We start from the raw sequence: 5,110 nt of genomic DNA, 5'->3' as shown, positions 1-5,110 counted from the left end.
GTGCCCGCATCCTGCTCGACGACATTTCCGAACTGCAGGATTCGACGCGCGGCCTGCACAAGGAGACGCGCGGCCTGATCCGGGTTTCCTGCTCCAATGTTCTGGGCCACACGCGCATAACCAAGCTGGTGCCGAAATTCCTCGAAGAGAACCCGCTCACCACGATCGAGTTCGACCTCACCGCGCGTTATGTCGTCGGCATTGTCGAGGAAGGCTACGATGTCGCCATCCGCTTCGGCGGTCAGGCCGATTCCGCCTTGATTGCCCGCCGGCTTGGGGAAGTTCGCAACTATGTCTGCGCCACGCCCGATTATTGGGACACAAACGGCCGCCCGGTCCACCCGGATGAGCTGGCAAGCCATTCCTGCGTGCTGAGCAATTTCGCCAAGCGGCTTGGCACATGGCCTTTCATCGGACCAGACGGCCCTTTCGATGCGGCTGTCGGCGGGCGCATCTCGACCAACAGCGTCGAGGCCGCCTACCAGATGACCACCGCCGGTTTCGGCATCGGCAATCTGCCCAGCCTGCTGGTCGATGCTGCGATCAGCGACGGCCGGCTGGAAGTGCAGCTGGATGAGTTTCGCCCCGGCTCCAGCCCGATCTACGCACTCTATCCGCACCGCACCTATATTGCGGCCAAGGTGCGCGCGTTCGTCGATTTCCTGATCCGCGAACTGTCGGCCGACTTCACCGCATGAAATGCTGCCGGATTGCCGGCCAACGCCGTCAGGGGCCTGGCGCGAACGCCAGGCCCCTGCTGCCCCCGTCGCCCGACGCGGCAGCGTCATTTCCACCAGGCGGTGGTGTCGTACATCGGTCCCGGCTCCTCGAAGAGCTTTTCGTATTTGCACAATGCCGGCGTCTTGCCGAGCGGCACCGAAACACCGTCCCTGAACGCCCATTCGCCACGTTGCGTCGTATCCGCCCGCACATAGCTGGACAGTGCAAAGGCGCGGTCGTGCTGTGACCTGTTGGGCGAGGAGCCGTGCACGGTGAGCAGCCCCCATAAAGCAAGATCGCCCGGCTCCAGCACCAGCGGAACGATGGTCGCCGGGTCGATGCCGACCTTGCGCAACTCTTCTTCGGCGGTCAGACCCTTCATCAGCTCGCCGGTTCCCTCGTCCGACAGGCCGAGATAGCCGAGCTTGTGGCTGCCGGGCACGACCTGAAGGCAGCCATTGTCCAGCGTCGCCCGATCGACCGCGAGGCCTGTTGTCACGGTGGCGTCGGCGACATTGTCGAAGGCGGCCTGGTTACGAAAGCGCAGATCCTGGTGGAAGCGATAACCCGTGACATTGGCGCCGGGCGGCTTCCAGTGCAGCTGTTGGGCGATCTGTTTTATGTCGCGACCGATCAGACCCTCGAGCAGCTTCAGATAGTCGGGATTGCGGCGGAACTGCTCGAAATAGGAATTCATCCAGGAAAACCAGTAAGCCTGCAGCACATAGCGTTGGCCAAAGTCCGATTCAGGCAGGATCTGGAAATTCAGGTTGCCGTGCCGGAAGGTGGCGTGATGCTTGAGGCCTTCGGCATAGACCGCATCGGTTTCCTTCTTCAGCCGGATCATCTCGTCGCCGTCGACGAATTGTCGAACGACCGCATATCCTTCCTCGCGGTACTGCTCCACCGCTTCGCGTGCCTGCCTGTCCGTCAGCATATCCGTGACAACCCCCGTCTGTGATCTGTGTCGATCGTAACAAACGGGTTGCCGGCGATAAGCCGTGGATTTTGGCATCGACTTTCCCGATTATCGGGAAATTGAGCGGGGCCTCAAAGGTGCATTGGCCGCAACCGGCTGATCAGATACGTGCTGCGCCGTTAGGCCCTAAAAATAGGTTCGCGGCGCGACAAGGTTCTTCTGCTGGCGAACATAAAAACAATAGAAGCCGAACGCCGCGGCAAACCACATGAAGGCCTCACCCATGGCCAGCCGGTTGTTGGAATTGGTAAGGATGCTGAGGGCGAAGAAAACCAGTGTGGAGATGTAGCAGGACCATGCGGCCGGAGCGACAAGCTTGGCTCGCATGGCCAGCAGAACCTGCCTGGCCGACCAGGTGTAGAGAAAGGCAAAGAACGCCAGTCCGACCAGACCATAGCGCACGGCAATTTCCAGATAACCATTGTGGAAGACGTTTAAGATCATGGGATGATAGGTTCTGTTCTCCCACTCGGTCAGCCAGCTGGAACTGGCTCCGAAGATCGGGTGGCGTTTCCAGATATCGATCGCATCCGCCCACAGCATCAGCCTTTCCTTGGCTGCAAGCGGAACCGCATCGCTCGCGATGGCGCGGTCGAATGCGGGAAGGACGCCATGCCTGAACACATCCGGAACCAGGGTTTTGACGAAGGTCATGGTGTCGCCGGCGGTGGACGAGAAGATGTTGTGTGTTGCGACAATGCCGGCCGCCACGATCGCCAGCACGCCACCCGAAACCAACAGTTCGCGGCGATGGCCTCTCGCCAGGGTCATGACCGTCAACAGGAGCAGCGCAAGCGCAAGCGCAAGCCACACGCCCTTTGACCGCATCTCGATGATATTGACGACGGCAAGCAGCAGGACGGCTGTCGACAGCGCCCAATAAAGGTTCTTGGTTGCTTTCCCGAGGTCCGTTCTCTGGGCCGTGTAAGCCATGAATTGCAGCGTGCAGAGGAAGATGAAACCGGCCGCCACCGACGCGTGGATGGGATTGTTGAAAAGCCACGGGGCCGGTTGGATATCCTGAAACATGTTCGAACAGGCGGTGTCCGCCGCCAGGAAGACAAGACTGAGGATCATGAACCAGAGGACCAGCCGTGCGGGCTGCCTGACAAACAGCAGAAAGGCGAATCCGGTCGTCGCATAGAACAGCGGAAACATGTAAATGCCTTCGGCGCCACCCAACTGGTGGGTGCCGAAATAGACGATCGCCAGTCGTATGAAGACATAGAGCGACCAGCCCAGACACAGGAAGCCGACCCAACCGATCAGTGGTTTGCTGTAGGTCCACAGATCCACCCTGAACCAGCGGATGACCGCGACCAGGGCCAGCGCCAGGCCCGCATAGCGGTAGGTGTCTGCCTCACGCCACACCGCGGAAACCATGGCCAGAATGGCGAGTGCCGCAAGCAACAGAAGCAAGGTGTGGCGCGGCGCGTTGTCCTTGGCATAGTCCAGGGTATCTCGCGGCAAAGGGGGCCGCAGCAGGACGTGATGCAGGCGGCGCAGCTCGTCACCGGCCCGCAACACCCCGGCACGTAGCCGGCTCGGCCCCCCCAACCTTGCGGATTTGTAGCTTCCCGAGGGACCGGCTATGCCGGAGATCTCGCTGCTGGCGGCGAAGCCAAGCACGTTTTGGCGGGCGGAATAGACCTTCAGGCCGGTATCCCAAAAGCGTTCGAGCGCGACGTCCCATGGCATTTTCATGACGGCGAGCGCCGACAACAGACCCTGCGCGCCCTCCCGCGTCACCAGATAGGCGGCGGCCGAGCCTTGCGGGCCATGCAGCGCACGACCGATCTCGTCGCCTTCCGCCGTCTCGACGGCGCGCATGAAGAAGCTGATGCGATGGTTGATCAGTTTGATGACGTCGAAATCCGGCACCGCCGCGATGATGGCCTCGATGCGCCGCATGGTGTTTTCGCTGAAGAGGACGTCGTCCTCGACGATCAGCCCATGGGCGCTGCCACCGGCCACGAACGTTTCCAGCGCCTGGATATGGCTGCGGTAACAGGCATATTCGCCGGAAAGGATGTCGCGCCCGCTCAGCTTGCGTGCGGCTGGCAGATCGATCTCCGTCCAGGCCTCTTTGGCAAGCGCACGGCCGTCGACGGCGGCAATGCGCTGCAAGGTCAGGCCTGCCGCTTCGGCGCTTGCGAGCAATTCGCTCCAGCGCTGGGTCTCGCGATCGAGGTTGATGGCGAAGATAGGAAGGTTCATTGAAGTTCCATGTTGAGCCGCCACCCACCCGGCCGACCTATGTATGGAAAGAAGGAGATGTTCAAGGCGACACTGTCCAGATCATGTGCAAGACCTGAATTTGCCGCGATGGCTTTGGCTCATCTGAATTTATGACACAATCGAACTGTTAGCCGATCGGCTTCATGGAAGATCGCAAAGGTACTCTCGGTCCTAAGTGTCCGGAACGGACCTGAGCGGGATGGCTGGGGCGCCAGGATTCGAACCTGGGAATGTCGGTACCAAAAACCGATGCCTTACCACTTGGCGACGCCCCAATTGCCGTCAGAGTCGCTTGTGCGGCGCGTTATTAGCAGAGCAGCCAAAAAGCACAATGCCCCATGAATGGTGGTGAGAACGCCTGTTTGGGCAGCAAAAGCAACGCCGCCAGACGGCACGAGCTGGCTATTCGGACCACACCGCCATCTCGTTGCCGGCCGGATCGGCAAAGTGGAAACGGCGGCCGCCAGGGAACGCGAAGATCGGTTTGACGACCGTGCCGCCGGCGTTTTCGACAGCCTCGAGGGTCGCCTCCAGATCCCTGCTGTAGAGCACCGGCAGCGGCTTTGATGGCGCTTCGGCGGCGTCGGCCTGAAAACCCCCGTCCAGGCCTTCGGCAAAGGCCGAATAGGTCGGCCCATAGTCAGTGAACGACCAGGCAAAGGCGGAACTGTAGAAGGCCTTCAGCCGGTCCAGCGTCCCGCCCGTAGCCGGCATTTCCAGATAGTCGAGTTTTCCGGACAGTTTCATAGCCATCTCTTTGTTCACTGTATGTTCTACTCCAGAATCCCCGGCATAGCAAGTCTTTTTGCCGCATCCTGAGGCACGGCTTTGCTTAATCGATTGTAGTGGCCGGGCGGCTTTGCCGACGCCTTGCCTTTCGCACTGCAGCATCATATCGCTCCAAGGGCGGACCGGCGGAACTTTCCGTTTCGCCAATCTTTCCAATCTCCTGCAACCGGAGAGCGATGCATGACCAAATGGGTTTTCACCTTTGGCGATGGTGCGGCGGAGGGCCGTGCCAGCGACAAGAATCTCCTGGGCGGCAAAGGCGCCAACCTGGCCGAGATGTGCAGCCTGGGGCTGCCGGTGCCGCCGGGCTTCACCATCACCACGGAGGTCTGCAACGCCTACTACGCCAACGGCCGTATTTATCCGGCCGGGTTGGAAGACGAT

The 5,110-nt window shown here is 60.7% G+C and carries 5 protein-coding genes and 1 tRNA gene; 2 read left to right on the top strand and 4 right to left on the bottom strand.

All coding sequences use genetic code 11. The features are described from left to right. Nucleotides 1–698, top strand: a 698-nt coding sequence (locus EN991_RS22700; RefSeq protein WP_127369592.1) for a substrate binding domain-containing protein, incomplete at its 5' end; no start/stop codon positions are given. 86 nt (nt 699–784) lie between these two features. Here EN991_RS22700 and EN991_RS22695 read toward each other — a convergent pair. From EN991_RS22695 to EN991_RS22680, 4 genes are all read right to left on the bottom strand, one after another. Next, entirely contained in the window at nt 785–1,657 is an 873-nt protein-coding gene (locus EN991_RS22695) for a phytanoyl-CoA dioxygenase family protein (RefSeq protein WP_245321922.1), read from the bottom strand. A gap of 168 nt (nt 1,658–1,825) precedes the next feature. Continuing rightward, the gene (locus EN991_RS22690; RefSeq protein WP_063171674.1) at nt 1,826–3,916 is read right to left on the bottom strand and encodes a glycosyltransferase family 25 protein; all 2,091 of its coding nucleotides are present in this window, start codon (nt 3,914–3,916) and stop codon (nt 1,826–1,828) included. Nucleotides 3,917–4,137: 221 nt separating this feature from the next. Beyond that, nucleotides 4,138–4,212 (bottom strand) — tRNA-Gln (locus EN991_RS22685). 127 nt (nt 4,213–4,339) lie between these two features. Then, the gene (locus tag EN991_RS22680) at nt 4,340–4,684 is read right to left on the bottom strand and encodes a VOC family protein (RefSeq protein ID WP_013532745.1); all 345 of its coding nucleotides are present in this window, start codon (nt 4,682–4,684) and stop codon (nt 4,340–4,342) included. Between the two features lie 222 nt (nt 4,685–4,906). Here EN991_RS22680 and EN991_RS22675 point away from each other — a divergent pair. Beyond that, a partial coding sequence (locus tag EN991_RS22675) for a PEP/pyruvate-binding domain-containing protein (RefSeq protein ID WP_164769299.1) occupies nt 4,907–5,110 on the top strand: 204 nt, incomplete at its 3' end.

The organism is Mesorhizobium sp. M7A.F.Ca.US.005.03.2.1 (assembly GCF_003997795.1).
In the GTDB taxonomy this organism is placed as follows: Bacteria; Pseudomonadota; Alphaproteobacteria; order Rhizobiales; family Rhizobiaceae; genus Mesorhizobium; species Mesorhizobium ciceri.
The sequence above is the reverse complement of the archived record's forward strand: the minus strand, read 5'-3'. Positions and strand labels throughout refer to the sequence as shown.